The organism is Sulfuricurvum sp. (genome assembly GCF_022759005.1).
Taxonomy (GTDB): domain Bacteria; phylum Campylobacterota; class Campylobacteria; order Campylobacterales; family Sulfurimonadaceae; genus Sulfuricurvum.
In genome coordinates this window covers 1-3,404 of sequence record NZ_JAEMQA010000142.1, presented here as the reverse complement: position 1 = coordinate 3,404, position 3,404 = coordinate 1, and the positions used below count along the sequence as shown (strand labels likewise).

The 3,404-nt window shown below is 35.5% G+C and carries 4 protein-coding genes; all 4 read right to left on the bottom strand.

Annotated features, from left to right (window positions below; genetic code table 11):
- Nucleotides 1-451, bottom strand: a 451-nt coding sequence (locus JHC35_RS08610) for a FoF1 ATP synthase subunit a (protein ID WP_295044266.1), incomplete at its 3' end; no start/stop codon positions are given.
- A 61-nt stretch (nt 452-512) separates the two neighbouring features.
- Complete coding sequence (locus JHC35_RS08605) at nt 513-1,292, bottom strand: bifunctional riboflavin kinase/FAD synthetase (RefSeq protein ID WP_365996496.1); 780 nt, start codon at nt 1,290-1,292, stop codon at nt 513-515.
- A gap of 41 nt (nt 1,293-1,333) precedes the next feature.
- Nucleotides 1,334-2,101, bottom strand: coding sequence for an RloB family protein (locus JHC35_RS08600; RefSeq protein ID WP_295044260.1), 768 nt, complete (start codon nt 2,099-2,101; stop codon nt 1,334-1,336).
- Nucleotides 2,102-2,109: 8 nt separating this feature from the next.
- Nucleotides 2,110-3,404, bottom strand: a 1,295-nt coding sequence (locus tag JHC35_RS08595) for an ATP-binding protein (RefSeq protein WP_295044257.1), incomplete at its 5' end; no start/stop codon positions are given.

The window sequence follows — 3,404 nt, the reverse complement described above, 5'->3', positions numbered from 1 at the left end:
CGATGGGGAACATCAACCACGCCAACCACCATACCGGTCCCATGAAATGTTTGAAATAAGTAACAAGACCATTACGACGGATCCCCTCAAAGTTATAATAAACAAAAACAACCAATGCCAAAGCAAGGGTAAAATCCAAAAAGGCACTGGGCGCTTCAAAACCAGGAATAACCCCAACAATGTTAGCAATACCAACAAAAAGACCGATAGTCGCTACTAGAGGAAGATAACGACGTGCTTCTTCTTTTCCCATAACGTCTGCGCCCATCGCTAACACCCCACTAAGGTAAGCTTCCATAACGTTTTGTGTCCCTGTGGGGACGATGCGCATAGTACTGGTTGCCATTTTAGCGATTAACAACACAATTCCTGCAGTTAATAACATATGTGTTAAAAAAATAAAAGAATGTTCGTGACCTAGTAGCCCGAAGAAAGTAAACAATTCGCCCATTTGGTATGTCCCTTTGTGGTGGTATGAATGGACGAATTCTATCGCTTTTGAGATTAAATTCCTATAAACTCAAATGAATCAAGGTATGCTTAGCCTCTACTATATCATCACCAATCGCCTTTTTAAGGGTTTCTAGTGAGTCAAACTTCCGATTTTTGCGTAAAAATTTAACAAAACTAAGGGTGGCACGCATACACGCAGGGATGGTTTTTCCTAAAATATGGCTTTCGATGGCGTACGTCCCATCAGTACTCACCCGATGCCCCACAAAAACCACCGAAGGGTAAAAATGTTCCGCCTCATCCACTCGGGTTAAAGCAGCATACACCCCCTCACACGGTAACAAAAATTCGGGTGCTTCTATATTGATCGTCGGAACCAAATCGCTTTTACCAATCCCCTGCCCTGCGACCACTTTCCCTTTGACTTGGTAATTATGTCCCAAAAAATGGTTGGCTTTGGCAATGTCTCCAATTTGAATTTTGGTACGTATTTTATGCGAATGAACCGAATCTCCCTCGATACACACTGGTTCGACCACCTTAACCTCACCTGAAAACAATTCTCTTAAAGCACGATACGAACAACGGCGGTTTTTTCCAAAATGAAAATCATATCCCACCACAATTTTTTGTAAATGGGGGAATTTTTGGGTGAGCATCGCTAAAAATTCTCTCCCCTCTAAATGGCGAATCGCTTCAAGATCATAATAGTATATTGGATAGTGGGTGTAATGCTCTCGCTCACGTCCCCGTGTAAGATTGGCATATCCTGTTTCAATCACCACAATGGCACCGTGTTTTCCCAATTCATCAAACAACGCTTGATGCCCCACGTGCATCCCATCAAATCCGCCAATAGCGATGGAATCAATATTATTCTTCAATTTTTTTCTTCTTTTTTTCCCAAACTATTAAGGATTTTTACTAATTTATGTACACTAGTTGAGGGATTTTCATTTTCTGGATTATGATTTTCACCATAATGATTTAGTAATCTAGTAGCATTATCTATCGCTCTTGATTGGCTATTCTGAAGGGTTTCAAATATTAACTTAGTATATTTTGCTTGCTTAATATTATCTCTATTTAAACTAGCAAATTTAAGGGGTGCAATCTCTTTTAGTTTTTTTACAACTTGCTGCACTATTTCATCTCTAATTATCGGTGTCGTTCTATATTCAAAATGCAAAAGATACCAAAGCTCAAAAGCATCATTGGCATAAGCCACATCAACATTTAAGTCTTTTCTTTTATTCTTTGCATTATTAATAGCATTATTAAAATCTTGTGCCGTATGACCACCGGCATTCACTATTGCAACATCTCTATCGATAACTATCCATTTATGATCAAATTCTTTATATGTTTTCCCATATTGATTTTTATAGTTTTTAAGATTTGCCAAGACTCCCGTAGGATGTGTAGCACCATCATGTGGAACAATGACAATAGAATCTTGTGTAATTTTTTTCGCTTTAATAAGTTGTTCTATTATCATCTTAAAATAAGCAGGAGAAGAAACACTATCTTCACACGCAATAATTACATCATTAACTGTGTGTCTATCATTAGTTGCTCTTTTAAAATCTACTTTGGCTTTTTCTTTATTTTTTTGAAAAAGTTTATCTCCGCCACTTCTTCGTGCCATGATGCTTCCTAAAACTCAAATGTACCAAGATAAGGGATTGCCCCATACTTACCTTGAATATACTGTTTTTCAAAATCCTCTTGTTTTCTCACATTCTTAAATTGTGCCAATGAATAGATAGTTGTTGCACCATAATGATCTTTTTCGGTCAACCAAATTTGATCTCTTCGAAAGAGTTCAGGTTTTAAAAGATTTGTATCATGTGTCGCAAAAATGAGTTGCGCATTTTTTTCATTAATCTTTTCATCATGAAAAAGTTTGATAAGATGCTGAGTCAATATAGGGTGCAAACTTGCATCTAACTCATCAATAATTAGAATCTTTCCATTCTGTAATGTATCCAAAATGGGTGCAGACATTGCAAAAAACTTTTTTGTACCTTTTGATTCATCATCATTTAACTCAAAAACAACATTACCAACTGCTTTACCATCTTGATCAAATTTCTGATGTATAGTGTTTAGTGAAACAGACTTTAATCCTTTTTCACTCATGATTTTAGCTTTAATTTCATCCGGAAAAGGAAGATTCGCTATCGTTTCTTGTGAGATATCTTCCTCTTCTATCTGAATATCATTAATCCCAATATCCGCTGTTGCCACAAGCTCAACAATTTTTTTTCTAAATGTTTCATCTTCCATTTTCTTCATCGTGAAGCTGATATATCCATTATGATTCATTCCATCAATCATATTGAATTGATTAAACCATTTTAAAATACTTTTTGAAATGATTGCATCGTCTTCTCGGTCACATTTCCAAATAAAAAGTTGGTTTTTTGCAATTTTGATTTTTTCTTCTTTTTTATTGAAAAAACCGTACCCTTCTTTAAATTTATTAGGATTTACATAATCTAACTCTTCAGAATCTCTATAAAATAGTTTTGCTTCTTTTCCTTTTTCATCAGCATAAAGCCATTCACTATAAACAACTTCACTATCAATTTCAAATCCATATCTGTATTTGGTTTCTCCTACAAAAAAAACAATCTCAAAGGTACTGGATTTATCTTCTGTCTCAGTAGACAACAGATAAGGATCATGTGGCAATTGATCCGTTGATTGTATAATCTTATAGCGATTCAATACCAACCGACTCATAAAAGCCATTGCTTTCAAAAGATTACTTTTACCACTTGCATTCGCACCGTAGATGATTGAACTTCTTAATAGATTATGGTTTCTAACTTCAAAACACTTACCTTCATCTTTTGAGGAAGTCAGCATACTAAACGTTGCAGTATCTTTGATAGAACGAAAATTATTAACACTAAATTGTAAAAGCATTTCAGTGATTTCCCTTC